Raw genomic sequence first — 15,090 nt, forward strand, 5'->3', positions numbered from 1 at the left:
AAACCGAATTGATATATTTACAGCGGTAAACTCTATGCCTTACAATAAAATTGCTAATGGGGAAAATAGTGAAAAATCTAATGTTATTAAAAAAAGAGTAGAAGCAGCGAGAGATATTCAAGAGAAAAGATTTAGTGCGGAAGAAATAAACTGCAATGCAGAGATGAGTCAAAAACTAATTAAAAGATATTGTCATTTAGATAATAAGACTAGTAGAATTATGGAATTAATGTATAATAAATTCAAGCTAAGTTCAAGAGCATATTCTAGAATCCTTAAGGTAGCTAGGACTATTGCAGACTTAGATGGAAGTGAAAACATCATAAATAAACATATAATTGAAGCTATGCAATATAGAAAATATATAGATGAGCGGATAGTTTAATTATTAATTGTTAAAAATAAAAATTATGGTAGTGGAGGTATAGTAAAAAGAATGAATGATTATGATATATGGTTTTCTTTAGTTAAATTATCCCCTAGAAATAAACTGAAATTAATAAATGATTTCCATAGCACACAGCAAATATGGTATTATGGTGTACATAATAAAAAAACAGAATATTTTAAGAATACTTTAATAGACGTGTTGACTAATGCTTGGAACATTGACGAAATTGCTAAGGTAAAAAGAAACTTAGAGGCTAATGAAATAAAAACAATCCAATATTACGAAGACGAATATCCTAGTAAATTAAAAAATTATGATGATGCACCATTTACGTTATTTTACAAAGGAAACATATTGCCATTAAATGAGGGATATAATATTTCTATAGTGGGATCAAGAAAATATTCAAATTACGGTAAGGATGCAACTAAAATTATATGCTCAGATTTATCCACTAATAATATTAATATTATTAGTGGAATGGCTAAGGGTATTGATACTTTTGCACATGAGAGTTGTTTGGATAATGAAGGATATACTTGTGCAGTTTTAGGCTCTGGAATAGATGTAGTTTATCCTAGAGAAAACTTGAAGCTTTTCAATAAGATAGTCGAGCGGGGTTGTGTTATTTCAGAATTTTTACCTGGCACACAGCCATATGCTTATAACTTTCCTCTAAGGAACAGAATAATAAGTGCTCTTAGTGAAATTATTATTGTAGTGGAGGCTGGTGAAAAAAGTGGTTCATTAATTACTGCAAATTTGGCACTTGAACAAGGTAAGGATGTTATGGCTGTTCCAGGTTCTATATTTTCATTTGAAAGTAAAGGAACAAATAAATTAATTAAGGATGGAGCGTTTCCACTAACTTGTTCTAATGATATATTTGATTTAATGGGAATAGATATAAAAAAAGTAAAAAATACTACTACTGAAAAGTCTTTTAATACCAAAATTCATGAAGTGATATATGGTATTATAAATGATAGTCCATTACATATTAATGATATTATTAGAATAACTAGCATTGACATAAAACAATTATATGAGGTATTATTTGAAATGCAGATAAAAAATCAAATATTATGTCTATCAGGAAACTATTATGTAAGAGCAAATGACAAAATATAAAGAAATATAAATTAAATATATTAGAATACATTGATGGAGGGGATAAGATGGGACAAAAACTTGTTATAGTTGAATCACCTGCAAAAGCTAAAACTATAAAAAAGTATTTAGGTAGCAATTATGTAGTAGAAGCGTCCATGGGACATGTTAGAGACTTGCCAAAAAGCCAATTGGGGGTTGACATAGAAAACAATTATGAACCTAAATATATAACTATCCGTGGTAAGGGAGAACTCCTTTCGAAACTAAGGAAAGAAGCAAAAAAAAGCGATAAAATTTATCTGGCAACTGACCCTGATAGAGAAGGCGAAGCTATAGCGTGGCATTTAGCAAAAGCATTGAAAATAGATGAAAAAGATAAGTGCAGAATAGAATTTAATGAGATAACCAAAACAGCTGTTAAAAAAGCCATAAAATCTCCAAGAGTAATAAACGCAACTCTTGTAGATGCCCAACAAGCAAGACGTGTACTTGATAGATTAGTTGGGTATGAGATTAGTCCTATACTTTGGAGAAAAGTTAAATGGGGACTTAGTGCAGGACGAGTTCAATCAGTTACGCTTAAAATAATCTGTGACAGACAAAAGGAAATAGAAGAATTCATAATAAAAGAGTATTGGACTATAGAATGCGAGCTATCCAAAGAAGGAGAGGCTCAGAAGTTAAATGTTAAGTTGATGTCTAAAGGCAAGGAAAAAGTTGAAATGAATTCTAAAGAAGAAAGTGATATTGTTATTAATGCACTTAACGAAAAAGAATTCGTTATAAGAAAGATAAAGAAATCATCAAAGAGTAAAAATCCACTGCCTCCATTCATAACAAGTACGCTTCAGCAAGATGCATATAGAAAACTTAATTTTGCAACTAAAAGAACTATGTCTATTGCGCAACAATTATATGAAGGTATGGATATAGAAGGACATGGAACAGTAGGTTTAATTACATATATGAGAACTGATTCCACGAGAATATCTGAAGAAGCCCAAATGAATGCAAAAGATCTTATTTGCAGTAAGTATGGGGAACAATACTATCCGAGTACTCCTAGAGTATTTAAAAGTAAAAAAAATATACAAGATGCTCATGAAGCTATTAGACCTTCATATGTTGAAATAACGCCAGAAATAGCGAAAAAAACTCTTAAAGCTCCACAATACAAGCTATATACATTGATTTGGAATAGATATGTAGCAAGCCAAATGGAAGCATGTTTACTACACACTATATCAATTGACATAGAAAATGGAGATTATATGCTTAAGGCATCAGGATCTAAAGTATTTTTTGATGGATTCAGAAAGATTTATGATGAGGATTTGGACGAAGAAGAAAATACATTGAAAATTCCAGAATTGAGTGAAGGTGATATTCTACAAAGTGAAAAAACTGAAGGGAAACAGCATTTTACTCAGCCACCTGCAAAATTTTCAGAGGCATCTCTAGTGAAATCCTTAGAAGAAAATGGTATAGGCAGACCTAGTACTTATGCGCCAATTATTTCAACTCTACTTAATAGAAGATATGTAGAAAAAGATAAAAAAATATTGGAAGTAACAGAACTGGGTCATATAGTAAATAACATTGTAAGTGAATATTTTAAGCAGATAGTGGATGTTGAATTCACCGCACAAATGGAGAATAATTTAGATGTTATAGAAGAAGGGCAAGAAAAATGGCAAAACATAGTTAATGAATTTTTTACTCCATTGAAAGCAGATATAGAGATTGCGGAGAAAGAGATAGCTAAAATCACAATTGAAGATGAAGTTACAGAAGTTGAATGTGATAAATGTGGAAAGTTCATGGTAATAAAGCATGGCAGATTTGGTGATTTCTTAGCATGTCCTGGCTATCCAGAATGCAAAAACACAAAAGCTATTACTAAAGAGCTCGAAGTTCCTTGCCCTAAATGTGGTGGGAAAGTGCTAGAACGAAGAAGTAAAAAAGGCACTAAATTTTTCGGATGTAGTAATTATCCAAAGTGTGATTTCGTAAGTTGGTTTGAGCCAACAGAAATAAAATGTGATATCTGCGGTACCTATATGTTAAAGAGGTATAGTAAAACTAAAGGCGATTATATGGAATGTTCTAACAAGGAATGTAAACATAAGGAATACAAAGCAGAAGAAAATATTGAAGAAAAGAGTGAAGAAAAGTAAAACTAATATGTTAATTCAAACAATTCACGAAAATTTCATAAGCATTTTGTCGAAATTTATGAAATCACTGTTGATATCGCAGTTATGTTGTGATATTATAAACTAGAGAAGGAAGGATTCTAAAAATTTGAAATATTTTGAATTTTACCAATACTAAAGCAAAGTAGCTTTGTGAATTGGATTAAATAATATAGGTTGTTATAGAATATAAATGAGGAGGAATATTGTGTCATTATTAGAAAAAACGAGAATGTTAAATAAGATCTTGCAAAAATCAGGAACAGAGCCAGTAGTTTTCGATGATATTTGTAATTTATTAAGCGATGTATTGCAATGTAATGTATATATTATTAGTAGAAAAGGGAAAATATTGGGTTATGATTTATCAAGTGGATTTGAGTGTGATATTGTAAAAGATGAAGTTATAAAAAATATGAGGTTCCCAGAAGAATATAATAGTAAATTACTAAATATTAATGAAACAAAAGCTAATCTTACCAACAAAGGTATTTGCGTATTCCATGATAATAAAAAGTGTGACATGGAAAACAAAGGATCAACGATTGTACCAATAAATGGAAATAGAGAAAGATTAGGTACTCTTTTACTTGCAAGATTTGATAAGGATTTTACTGATGACGATTTAGTTTTAGTTGAATATAGCGCTACTATAGTTGGTCTTGAAATCTTGAGAGCCAAAAATGATTTGATAGAAGAAGAAGCGAGAAAGAAAGCAGTAGTACAACTTGCTATTGGAACATTATCGTATTCGGAGCTCGAAGCTGTACAACATATTTTCAATGAATTAGATGGTAGTGAAGGACTATTAGTAGCATCTAGAATTGCAGATAAAGTTGGAATAACAAGATCTGTTATAGTTAATGCACTTAGAAAATTTGAAAGTGCAGGAGTAATAGAATCACGATCACTTGGAATGAAAGGTACTCATATTAAAATATTAAATGAGAAACTTATGGATGAACTTAAGAAAATCAAATAAAATATGGTAGAGCAATATTGCTCTACCATATTTTTCTTCAACTTGTAATGTATAAATATGTATGAAATGAGAATATTAATTAATATGTATTCTTTTAATAGAATTAAAAGTTTTTAATTTAATTAATTTTTTTATTGAATACATTTTTACCTTATGATATACTACACAGGTAAGAAAATACACACATTACTTAATTATTGGAGGGTTCCTATAGAGGTTCTTCGATAAGATGATGGTAATGGAGGTAAAAACCAAGGAGGTTATTATTAATGGCAGTTATTTCAATGAAACAATTATTAGAGGCAGGTGTTCATTTTGGACACCAAACTAGAAGATGGAATCCTAAAATGGCTCCGTACATATTTACAGAAAGAAACGGTATATACATTATCGATTTACAAAAGACAGTTAGAAAAATCGATGAGGCATATGATTTTATCAAATCTGTATCTGAAGAAGGCAAGGATGTTCTATTTGTAGGAACAAAAAAGCAAGCTCAAGAAGCTATTAAATTTGAATCTGTAAGAGCAGGAATGCATTTTGTAAACAATAGATGGTTAGGCGGAATGCTAACAAACTTTAAAACAATCAAAACAAGAATAGCAAGATTAGAATCATTATTCAAGATGGAAGAAGATGGAATTTTTGAAGTCCTTCCTAAAAAAGAAGTTAGTCACCTTCTAAATGAAAGAGAAAAATTAGAAAAGAATTTGGGCGGAATTAGAAATATGGATGCAAACAAAATTGGAGCTCTATTTATTGTAGACCCAAGAAAAGAAAAGAATGCAATTTCTGAAGCTAAAATTCTTGGAATTCCTGTAATAGCAATAGTTGACACAAACTGTGATCCAGATGAAGTTGATTATGTAATTCCAGGTAACGATGATGCTATAAGAGCAGTTAAATTAATAACTGAAAGACTAGCAGATGCTATTATAGAAGGAAGACAAGGCGAACAATTAGCTGAATAATAGTAATTGTATTTATGCAATAAGAAAATTATTGAAATGATATTTAAGGGGTAGGTGGAAGGTAATTCTTTCATTTACCTTTTAAATTAGATAGGAATAGGAGGAAATAATAATGATTAGTGCAAGCATGGTTAAAGAGTTAAGAGAAAGAACCGGAGCTGGAATGATGGATTGCAAAAGAGCTTTAACTGAGACAGCTGGTGATTTAGATAAAGCTATAGAACTTTTAAGAGAAAAAGGATTGGCAGCTGCTGCAAAAAAATCTGGAAGAATAGCTGCAGAAGGTTTAGTATGCACATATATTTCAGAAGATATGAAAGTTGGATCTATTGTAGAAGTTAACTGTGAAACAGACTTTGTTGCTGATAATAAAGATTTTGTTGCTTTAGCAACAAATACAGCTAAGCAAGCATCACAAACTAATTCAACTACTATTGATGAATTTGCTTCTGAAAAATACATAGCCGATGGAGCAATAACTGTTACTGATGCGGTTACAGCTTTAATAGCAAAATTGGGCGAGAACATGTCAGTAAGAAGATTTCAAAAATTCTCTATTGAAAATGGTATAGTTCAAAGTTATATCCATGGTGGCGGAAGAATAGGCGTTTTAGTAGAACTAGCATGCGAGAAACAAGATGATGTATTAATTAAGATTGCTAAAGATGTTGCAATGCAAATTGCGGCTGCTAGTCCTTTATTCTTAGATAATACTTGTGTTGATAATGAAACTTTAGAAAAAGAAAAAGAAATATACAGAGTTCAGGCTTTAAACGAAGGCAAACCAGAAAAAATTGTTGAAAAAATGGTTATGGGAAGAGTTAATAAATATTATAAAGAAGTTTGTTTGCTTGAACAAATTTGGGTTAAAAACGCAGACTATACTATTACAAAATATCTTCAGGAAGAATCTAAAAAACTTGGTGCTGATATAAAAGTAACAAGATTTATAAGATTTGAAAGAGGAGAAGGTATAGAAAAGAAGGAAGAAAACTTTGCTGAAGAAGTTAAAAGACAAGTGCAAGGTAAATAATAATTGAAGGGAACACAGTGTGTTCTCTTTTTTAAAATAAGTAATACTTTAAATATGGAGGTATAATGTTTATGGAGGTTGCTAAATACAAAAGAATTATGTTAAAGATTTCTGGTGAAGCTCTAGCTGGCGTGCAAGGATTTGGAATAGATTTTGAAATTACAAATGAGATAGCACTTCAAATAAAAGAATTGGTTAAGTTAGGTGTTGAAATAGGAATAGTTGTTGGCGGTGGAAATATATGGCGTGGTAGAAGTGGCGAAGGTATGGACAGGACTACTGCAGATTATATGGGAATGATGGCCACTTGTATTAATGCATTAGCACTACAAGATTCACTAGAAAATCAAGGCGTAAATACTAGAGTACAAACTGCCATTGAAATGAAGGAAGTAGCAGAACCATTTATAAGAAGAAGAGCTATGAGACATTTGGAAAAAGGTAGAGTTGTTATATTCGCAGCTGGTACAGGCAATCCATATTTCTCAACAGACACAACAGCAGCACTTAGAGCAGCGGAAATAGAAGCTGAAGTGATCCTGCTTGCTAAAAAAGTTGATGGAGTTTATGATAAGGATCCTCATAAGTATGATGATGCAAAGAAATTTGATAAGTTAACTTATATTGATGTGCTTGCAAAAGGGCTTCAAGTTATGGATTCAACTGCTACATCATTATGTATGGACAACAATATACCTATATTAGTTTTTGGACTTGATAAACCTGAGAATATAAAAAAAGCAATTTTGGGAGAAAAAATTGGTACTTTAGTATCTGCTTCTACTAAAGTAGCAGAATAATATGGAGGGAATTCTATGATTAATAAAATTATTAGTATTGCTGATGAAAAAATGAACAAGTCTATTACTGTTTTAAAACATGAACTTGCAAGTATGAAGGCGGGAAGAGCAAATCCTTCAATGTTAGATAGGATTCAAGTTGAATGTTATGGTAGTCTTATGCCACTCAGTCAGCTAGCAAACATTTCAGCACCAGAGGCTAGAGTGTTACTTATTCAGCCATGGGATAAATCTTCTATGAAAGATGTAGAAAAGGCTATATTGAAATCAGATTTAGGATTAAACCCATCAAATGATGGTTCTTCAATTAGATTAATTATTCCTGAGCTTACTGAAGAAACAAGAAAAAATTTGATTAAGAATGTTAAGAAAACTGGAGAAGATGTAAAAGTAGCTATAAGATCTATTAGGCGTGAAGCTAATGATAAAATTAAAGCTTTGAAAAAAAGTAGTGAAGTAACGGATGATGAAGCCAAAAAATCAGAGGATATCATCCAAAAAGAAACAGATAAATTTATTAAAGAAGTAGATAAATTACTAGAAACTAAAGAAAAAGAAATAATGAAAGTTTAGTTTATAATTTTAAATAGAACCTGCAGTTATGCAGGTTCTATTTAAAATTATACTATAACTAATAAAAAGGAGAGAATTTTATTGGGAAGGTTATTTGCTTTTTTAAAAAAAAATAAAGATTTAGGTAATGATTTTTATTTAGATATGTCCAAAATACCTGAGCATATTGCGATTATAATGGATGGAAATGGAAGATGGGCTAAAGGACATAAATTGCCGAGAGCACTTGGACATAAGGCAGGGGTAGAAGCTATAAGAAAAATTGTAAAAGAATGTAATAAATTAGGGGTGAAATATTTAACATTATATGCATTTTCAACTGAAAATTGGAATAGACCTATACAAGAAGTGGACTCTCTAATGAAATTATTAGTAGAATATTTAAAAAATGAGTTCGAGGAATTAGACGCCAATGATGTTGTTATTAGTTCTATTGGTGACATATCAAAATTACCACAGATTTGCAAAGTAGAATTAAATTCTGCTTATGAAAAAACAAAGAATAATAAGGGGCTAATTTTAAATCTAGCTTTAAATTATGGTGGAAGAAACGAAATAGTAGAGGCTGTAAAAGAAATTTCTTTAGATTTAATTAACAATAAGATATCTAAAGATGATATAACGGAAGAGCTATTTTCGACATATATGTATACAAGAGAAATGCCGGATCCAGATCTTATAATAAGGCCAAGCGGTGAATTAAGATTAAGCAATTTTTTACTGTGGCAGAGCGCATACTCAGAATTTTGGTTTTCAGATATTAATTGGCCGGATTTTAATGAGAATGAGTTGAGAATTGCAATAGCTGATTATCAAAAAAGAGATAGAAGATTTGGAAAGGTTAAATAGGGGAGAAAATTATGAATAGTAGATATATAGGGGCACTTGTTCTAACACCGTTAATAGTATTTTTGTTTTTAGGTGGGGAATATTTAAAATATAGTGTAATGGTACTGTCACTTTTGGGTATGTATGAATTTTACAAAGTTTCAAGGAAAAAACATTACAAGCCAATTGGACTTATTGGATATATTTTATGTATAGTGTATTATTTGAATATGGGGAACGATTTTTCATCAAGTTTTAATATAAATATTTTAATAGCAGCAATTTTCTTGCTATTATGTGTTCCTGTGCTTTATACAAATTATAACTTTGTAGATGTGGCCATCACAATATTTGGTTTTTTATATGTGGCAGTATTTTTTAGTTTTATAGTGTTTATAAACACTAAAACCTACGGTCAATATTTAGTATGGATTATATTTATTTGTTCATGGGTTTGTGATACATCAGCTTACTATTCAGGAAGGTTCTTAGGCAAAGGTGGTAAACATAAGCTATGCCCTAAAGTTAGCCCTAATAAAACGATTGAGGGATCAGTAGGAGGACTGCTCGGAAGTACTATAGGATGCACAATCTATGGCTATGCTATTTCTAAATATGGGGTGCCTATAGAGTTATATCATTATGCTATAATTGGCGTTCTTTGTGGTGTTTTTGGACAATTTGGAGATTTAATTGCGTCATCTATTAAAAGGTTTGTAGGAGCGAAAGATTATAGTAGTCTTATACCAGGCCATGGCGGAATTTTAGATAGGTTTGATAGTATCCTCTTTGTGTCGGTGGTAGCATTTTATTATATTACATTTATAATAGGAATATAAATTTTTATATTGCTAAAGATACATTCAAATAAAAAACAACTTATTTGAATGTATCTTTAGTGAGTATATTGATCAGAGTGCACGACAATAATTTGGTGTGAAATTGTTGTACTCTATATTAATATCTACGTTGATTAATGAATATAATATATTATAGCATTATAATTAATTTAATTAGAAAATAAAACTATACTTTTACTATTTTAATAAAGTTGAGTTTTTTACAAAGGGGATATTACATGATAATTATGGAAAGAATAAGTAATTGAAAATATTTACAATTGCTTTATTTTAGTAGATAAATATGTTATATTAAATGCTGTGGAAGAATCAATTACTAAAGAAAATATGAGAGAATTCTTTAATGATTATCAAAGGACAAAAGAGAGATTTCAAGTATTTTGAACTTTGATAGCATATAAAATATAAATCATAGATATACAGGAATGGGGAGATTGCATGAAAAAAGTTACTATTTTGGGAGCTACTGGGTCAATAGGAACTCAGACTTTAGATGTTATACGAATGGATATGGACAATTTTGAAATTGTTGCAATTTCTGCTAACACTAATTGTGAAAAAATTATACCAATCATAGAGGAATTTAAACCTAAATATGTTGCTATGATGGACGAAGAAGCTTCAGTGAAACTTAAAAAACATTGTATGTTGAAAAAATATCCGACGGAAATCTTGCAGGGATTGGAAGGGTTAAATTACATAAGTACACTTCCAGAAGTTGATATCGTGGTAACATCAGTTGTGGGGATGATAGGCCTCGTGCCAACTCTAAAAGCCATACATTCTGGAAAAGATATTGCTTTAGCTAATAAAGAAACACTAGTTGTAGCTGGTAGCCTTATTATGGATGCTGCGAAAAAAAACAATGTAAGAATTTTACCAGTTGATTCAGAACATGGTGCGATTTTTCAATGTCTGCAAGGTAATAAGTTAGAATATGTTAAAAAAATAATATTAACTGCATCAGGTGGTCCGTTTAGAGGTAAAAACAGGAAACAATTAACAGAAATTAAACCATTGGAGGCACTTAAACACCCTAAATGGAATATGGGTAAAAAAATATCTATAGATTCATCAACGCTTATGAATAAGGGGCTCGAGGTTATAGAGGCACACTGGTTATTTGGGGTAGATTATGAAAACATTCAAGTAGTGGTTCATCCTCAAAGTATAGTACATTCTATGGTAGAGTATATAGATGGAAGTATAATGGCACAACTTAGTTCTGCTGACATGAGACTTCCTATTCAATATGCTATAAACTACCCTGTAAGAAATAATGCTGTTATTAATAAATTAGATTTTTATAATATGGGTAATTTGACTTTCGAAAAACCAGATATTGATACGTTCAAATGTCTTGGATTTGCCTATAAAGCAGGAAAAATGGGTGGGAATATGCCTGCTATAATGAATGCTGCTAATGAAGTAGCTGTTGAATTGTTTTTGGATTGCAAAATTAAGTATCTTGAAATAGAGGATATTATAGAAAAATGCATGAATAAATTTGAGCATTTTATTAATCCTAGTCTAGAAGAAATTTTGGAAATTGATATAAAGGTAAGAGAATATATAAGAGACAATTATGATAAAGAATAGGGAGGGGAATTATTATGAGTAGTATTATAACAAATATACCATATTATATAATGGCTATATTAGCATTTAGTCTTCTGATTATAATACATGAATTAGGTCATTTTATGTTAGCCAAACTAAATGGGGTAAAAGTTCATGAATTTTCACTCGGAATGGGACCTAAGCTTTTTAGTATTAAAGGCAAGGAAACAGAGTATTTGATTAAAGCATTTCCTGTTGGTGGGTATGTTAAGATGGAAGGTGAAGATGAAGGAAGTAATGATCCAAGAGCTTTCAATAATAAAACTGCAGTTCAAAAATTAAGCATAGTTTCTGCTGGTGCAATTATGAATATAATATTGGCAGTGGTTTTATTTGCTATTATAGGCGCTGCATCAGGGAAAATAGTCCCAGTAATAGGGGAAATAGTCCCAAGTGGTGCGGCTATGAAAGCTGGTATGCAAGTTGGAGACAAAATTACTAAGGTTAATGAAGTTAGTATAGACAAATGGGAGCAATTTATAAATGAAATTGGTGTTTCTAAAGGGGAAAATATAAGTATTGAAATAGTGAGAAATTCAGAGGTGAAAACATTTTCCTTGAAGCCCATTAAAAATGTAGAACAAAATAGATTTATGGTAGGAATAGGTGGTACACAAGAAAAAATGAACTTTGGCGAAGTCGTAAGTTATGGATTTACTCAAACTATTACCACATCAAAACTAATTTTCGAATTTTTGGGGAGCTTGTTTCACGGGAAAGTTTCTGTTAATGATGTAGGAGGACCTATAAGTATAATTAGAATTTCAACAATGGCAGCACAAACTGGAATAATAAATTTAATGATGTTGACAGCAATGCTCAGTGTGCAACTAGGGATATTGAATATATTACCTTTTCCAGCACTAGATGGAGGATGGATTTTTATGCTGTTATTTGAAATTATATCAGGCAAAAAATTGGATGATAAGAAAGTTGGATTTGTAAATTATATTGGATTTATGATTATAATGGCATTTATGGTGTTTATAGTCGTTAAGGATATAGTTAGTCCAATGAAATTCTAGGAGATGAACACTGTGAAATTAAAAGAAACAAGGAAGATTAAAATTGGTAATATATATATAGGTGGAGATTCATTGATAACGGTGCAGTCAATGACAAGTACAGATACAAGAGATGTGGAGGCTACGGTAAATCAAATTCTTCAATTAGAAAAGGCAGGTTGCGACATTGTACGATGTGCAGTGCCAGATATGCTAGCAGCTGTGGCTATTAAAGATATCGTGAAAAGAATCCACATACCTCTAGTTGCAGATATTCACTTTGATTATCGGTTAGCTTTAAAATCTATTGAGAATGGAATATCTAAATTAAGAATCAACCCAGGTAATATTGGAAGCACTGATAAAATAAAATTAGTTGCAGATGCAGCTAAAGTCAAGGGTATTCCCATTAGAATCGGTGTGAATTCAGGGTCGCTAGAAAAGGATATTCTTCAAAAATATGGCCATGTATGTGCGCAGGCGCTAGTTGAGAGTGCATTAAGGCATGTTGAAATATTAGAAAGTTTAAACTTTTATGATATAGTTATTTCTATAAAATCGTCAGATGTAGTTATGATGATCGAAAGTTACAAATTAATATCAGGTAAAGTAGATTATCCACTGCATCTCGGTGTTACTGAGGCTGGAACTACATGGAGAGGAACAATTAAGTCAAGTGTAGGCATTGGAGCACTTTTAGCTTGCGGTATTGGAGATACTATAAGGGTATCACTAACTGGGGATGTAGTAGACGAGGTTAAAGTAGGCATAGAAATTCTAAAATCTTTAGGTTATAGAGATGATGGAATTAAATTTGTATCATGTCCAACTTGTGGCAGAACTCAAATTAATCTTATTAAAATTGCAAATGAAGTAGAAAAAAGATTAGAATTTTGTAAAAAAAATATAAAGATTGCAATAATGGGATGCGTAGTTAACGGACCAGGTGAAGCAAGAGAAGCTGATATTGGAATCGCTGGCGGTAATGGAGTCGGTCTTATATTTAAAAAGGGCGAAATAATTAAAACTGTTAAGGAAGAAGATTTAGTGGATGAACTGCTTCAGGAGATAGAGAAACTATAAAATGGCTTATCAGGAGGAATACTAATGAATGCCAGTTTAGCTGAGATGCTTAAAAATGAATTTAATTTAAATGAAGAAACATTAGAAGATGACATTAAGGTGATTAGAGTTCAATATCTTAAAAAAAGCAACAAATTAAGGGTGCTTATAAAATCTTTTGAGGATATTAACGATAATAAAAAGATACTAATCAAAAATATAATTTCAAAGCGATTATGTGGTTCTAGTGATATAAATCTAAATGATATACAGTTAGTTTGTTACAAAGATGTATCAGATGCTACTATAGAAGATGTAAAGGATAAGTTTTGGCTTGATGTGGTAAATGTAATAGCAACATCACAACCCTCAAGTAAGGATAGTCTACTTAAATCTTCTAGGATAATTGAAAATGGAATGCTTAAAATACAGTGTGGTAATGATTTTATGTGCAAAATATTAAGGGATAAAAACATAGAAGTTCTTATAAAAAATACTGTAAATGATATGTTTGGAATTAATTCAGTAGTTAAATTAGAACATAATAGTGAACTTTCGACTGAAGACTATTTTGGTAAAAAAGAAAAGGAAAATGAAGTTATAATAAAGGAAATTATTGGTAATATTAATACTGAAAAGAAAGATAAACCTCAAAGTAATAATGAAAGTAATGATAAAACAAATAAATTTACAAGGCCAGCTTATAGAAAAGATGAAGCTGCTGATGAAAACACTATAATGGGAAGAAATATAAAAGGTGAGACTATAGAAATAAGCGAGATAGATGAAGCTTCAGGAATAGTAAGCATCTGTGGAGATATTTTTAAAATTAAGATTATTGAAACAAAAACTGGCAGAATTATTATTACATTTTATATTACAGATTATTTAAGCTCAATTACTGTGAAATGTTTTCCGAAACCTAAAGATGTAGAAAAGATAATGGACGAAATTAAAGTAGGACTTTACTGTAAGGTGCGTGGAGAGGCAAGTTACGATACCTATGCAAGAGAAGTTGTTGTAATGGCAAGGGATATAGTAAAACTTAAAAAAATAGAGAGAATGGATACTTCAGGCGAGAAAAGAGTTGAACTTCATTTGCACACACAAATGAGTACAATGGATGGTATAAGTCCAGCATCCAAACTTGTTGAAAGAGCCGCTAGCTGGGGACATAGTGCGGTAGCTATAACTGATCACGGCGTTGTTCAAGCGTTCCCAGAAGCTATGGATGCTGCTAAAAAGCATAAAATAAAGGTTATATATGGTGTAGAGGGTTACCTAGTAGATGATGGACAACCCATAACTATCAATAACCATAATGAAAATATAGATTCTTGTTTTGTAGTTTTTGATTTAGAAACAACCGGGCTTTCAAGTGAAAATGATAGAATAACTGAAATTGGTGCAGTTAAAATCGAAAATGGGAAAATAGTAGATAGATTTAATGAATTTGTAAATCCAAGAATGGACATACCTTATAAAATTACAGAACTAACTGGAATTACTAATGATATGGTGGCAGGTGCTGGATCTATTGAGGAAATACTTCCTAAGTTTTTAGACTTTGCAAGTGGTAGTGTGGTTGTAGCCCATAATGCTGAATTTGATGCATCTTTTATCAAGAAAAATTCAGAGAGGCTGAATTTGAAGTTTGG

13 protein-coding genes and 1 pseudogene are annotated in these 15,090 nt (G+C 31.1%); all 14 read left to right on the forward strand.

Going from position 1 to position 15,090, the window contains the following annotated elements; genetic code table 11:
• Window positions 1-385: pseudogene (locus JJE11_RS04330) on the forward strand (magnesium chelatase); the annotation flags it as partial.
• Between the two features lie 51 nt (window positions 386-436).
• Window positions 437-1,522, forward strand: coding sequence for a DNA-processing protein DprA (gene dprA, locus JJE11_RS04335; RefSeq protein ID WP_291633022.1), 1,086 nt, complete (start codon window positions 437-439; stop codon window positions 1,520-1,522).
• Between the two features lie 47 nt (window positions 1,523-1,569).
• The gene (gene topA, locus JJE11_RS04340; RefSeq protein ID WP_291633023.1) at window positions 1,570-3,681 is read left to right on the forward strand and encodes a type I DNA topoisomerase; all 2,112 of its coding nucleotides are present in this window, start codon (window positions 1,570-1,572) and stop codon (window positions 3,679-3,681) included.
• 223 nt (window positions 3,682-3,904) lie between these two features.
• Window positions 3,905-4,681: a GTP-sensing pleiotropic transcriptional regulator CodY gene (gene codY, locus JJE11_RS04345; RefSeq protein WP_291633033.1), complete on the forward strand. Its 777-nt coding sequence runs from the start codon at window positions 3,905-3,907 to the stop codon at window positions 4,679-4,681.
• Between the two features lie 269 nt (window positions 4,682-4,950).
• Complete coding sequence (gene rpsB / locus JJE11_RS04350) at window positions 4,951-5,652, forward strand: 30S ribosomal protein S2 (protein ID WP_291633024.1); 702 nt, start codon at window positions 4,951-4,953, stop codon at window positions 5,650-5,652.
• A gap of 112 nt (window positions 5,653-5,764) precedes the next feature.
• The gene (tsf, locus tag JJE11_RS04355) at window positions 5,765-6,685 is read left to right on the forward strand and encodes a translation elongation factor Ts (protein WP_291633025.1); all 921 of its coding nucleotides are present in this window, start codon (window positions 5,765-5,767) and stop codon (window positions 6,683-6,685) included.
• Between the two features lie 71 nt (window positions 6,686-6,756).
• Window positions 6,757-7,485, forward strand: a complete 729-nt coding sequence (gene pyrH, locus JJE11_RS04360) for a UMP kinase (RefSeq protein WP_291633026.1) — start codon at window positions 6,757-6,759, stop codon at window positions 7,483-7,485.
• Between the two features lie 15 nt (window positions 7,486-7,500).
• Window positions 7,501-8,058 carry a ribosome recycling factor gene (gene frr / locus JJE11_RS04365; RefSeq protein WP_291633027.1) on the forward strand — a complete coding sequence of 186 codons (558 nt, stop codon included), beginning with the start codon at window positions 7,501-7,503 and terminating at the stop codon, window positions 8,056-8,058.
• 144 nt (window positions 8,059-8,202) lie between these two features.
• Window positions 8,203-8,907 carry an isoprenyl transferase gene (locus JJE11_RS04370; protein ID WP_291633034.1) on the forward strand — a complete coding sequence of 235 codons (705 nt, stop codon included), beginning with the start codon at window positions 8,203-8,205 and terminating at the stop codon, window positions 8,905-8,907.
• An 11-nt stretch (window positions 8,908-8,918) separates the two neighbouring features.
• A complete protein-coding gene (locus JJE11_RS04375; protein ID WP_291633028.1) occupies window positions 8,919-9,725 on the forward strand; it encodes a phosphatidate cytidylyltransferase in 807 nt (268 codons plus the stop codon).
• Window positions 9,726-10,184: 459 nt separating this feature from the next.
• The gene (dxr, locus tag JJE11_RS04380; protein WP_291633029.1) at window positions 10,185-11,345 is read left to right on the forward strand and encodes a 1-deoxy-D-xylulose-5-phosphate reductoisomerase; all 1,161 of its coding nucleotides are present in this window, start codon (window positions 10,185-10,187) and stop codon (window positions 11,343-11,345) included.
• 14 nt (window positions 11,346-11,359) lie between these two features.
• Window positions 11,360-12,391, forward strand: a complete 1,032-nt coding sequence (gene rseP, locus JJE11_RS04385; protein WP_291633030.1) for an RIP metalloprotease RseP — start codon at window positions 11,360-11,362, stop codon at window positions 12,389-12,391.
• A gap of 12 nt (window positions 12,392-12,403) precedes the next feature.
• The gene (gene ispG / locus JJE11_RS04390; protein ID WP_291633031.1) at window positions 12,404-13,453 is read left to right on the forward strand and encodes a flavodoxin-dependent (E)-4-hydroxy-3-methylbut-2-enyl-diphosphate synthase; all 1,050 of its coding nucleotides are present in this window, start codon (window positions 12,404-12,406) and stop codon (window positions 13,451-13,453) included.
• A 24-nt stretch (window positions 13,454-13,477) separates the two neighbouring features.
• Window positions 13,478-15,090: exonuclease domain-containing protein (locus tag JJE11_RS04395; protein WP_291633032.1), on the forward strand; the 1,613-nt coding region annotated here is incomplete at its 3' end.

Source organism: Clostridium sp., assembly GCF_016650095.1.
GTDB lineage: Bacteria > Bacillota > Clostridia > Clostridiales > Clostridiaceae > Clostridium_AD.

What these genes read in the sequence shown, in the direction of transcription:
- JJE11_RS04370 (WP_291633034.1), top strand. Translation starts at nt 8,203, where the DNA reads ATGTCCAAAATACCTGAGCATATTGCGATTATAATGGATGGAAATGGA.
- dprA (WP_291633022.1), top strand. Translation starts at nt 437, where the DNA reads ATGAATGATTATGATATATGGTTTTCTTTAGTTAAATTATCCCCTAGA.
- pyrH (WP_291633026.1), top strand. Translation starts at nt 6,757, where the DNA reads ATGGAGGTTGCTAAATACAAAAGAATTATGTTAAAGATTTCTGGTGAA.
- rpsB (WP_291633024.1), top strand. Translation starts at nt 4,951, where the DNA reads ATGGCAGTTATTTCAATGAAACAATTATTAGAGGCAGGTGTTCATTTT.
- tsf (WP_291633025.1), top strand. Translation starts at nt 5,765, where the DNA reads ATGATTAGTGCAAGCATGGTTAAAGAGTTAAGAGAAAGAACCGGAGCT.
- frr (WP_291633027.1), top strand. Translation starts at nt 7,501, where the DNA reads ATGATTAATAAAATTATTAGTATTGCTGATGAAAAAATGAACAAGTCT.
- rseP (WP_291633030.1), top strand. Translation starts at nt 11,360, where the DNA reads ATGAGTAGTATTATAACAAATATACCATATTATATAATGGCTATATTA.
- JJE11_RS04375 (WP_291633028.1), top strand. Translation starts at nt 8,919, where the DNA reads ATGAATAGTAGATATATAGGGGCACTTGTTCTAACACCGTTAATAGTA.
- dxr (WP_291633029.1), top strand. Translation starts at nt 10,185, where the DNA reads ATGAAAAAAGTTACTATTTTGGGAGCTACTGGGTCAATAGGAACTCAG.
- topA (WP_291633023.1), top strand. Translation starts at nt 1,570, where the DNA reads ATGGGACAAAAACTTGTTATAGTTGAATCACCTGCAAAAGCTAAAACT.